The sequence below is a fragment of the Oleiphilus sp. HI0061 genome (genome assembly GCF_001635675.1).
The window spans coordinates 1-511 of sequence record NZ_LWFE01000477.1 but is presented as its reverse complement, the minus strand read 5'-3'; the positions used below and the strand labels follow the sequence as shown (position 1 = coordinate 511).

Genomic DNA, 511 nt, shown 5'->3' with positions numbered 1-511 from the left:
GCTTGAAGATAGCTTTGAGATCCTTGATCGCCAGCAGAATTATAGTATGCGCTCCATTAATGGCGATACAACAACCGAAGTTACATGGAACTATACGCTTAGCCCAAAGCAGGCCGGTACACTAACTATTCCTCAGGCAATACTACAAGGAGCCAAATCTGAAGCTATTGTTATAGAGGTTGTGGAGGGTAAAGCACCCATCGACGCGGACAACCCTCCCCCTGTTTTTATTGAAGTTGAAACAGACAAATCAGATGTTTACGTTCAGGAACAAATCCAATATACCGTTCGCTTATTTTCCTTAGGAAGGCTTAGTAGCGGAAATTTAAGTGAGCCCGCCACAAGCAATGCCATCATTGAACCTTTTGGCGAGGAAAATAAATACTATCGTATGGCTTATAACCAACGCTATGAGGTCATTGAACGAAAGTACCTAATCTATCCTCAAAAAAGTGGTGCTCTCTATATCGATGGTTTAGCCTTCAACGGTGTGCTTATCGACAGCTATCAA

Annotated in this window: 1 protein-coding gene; it reads left to right on the top strand. The window is 42.7% G+C overall.

Translation table 11 applies throughout. The features are described 5' to 3' along the window. Nucleotides 1–19 precede the first annotated feature (19 nt). Nucleotides 20–511 (top strand): BatD family protein (locus tag A3735_RS06365; protein ID WP_255375143.1); only part of this gene is annotated, 492 nt, incomplete at its 3' end.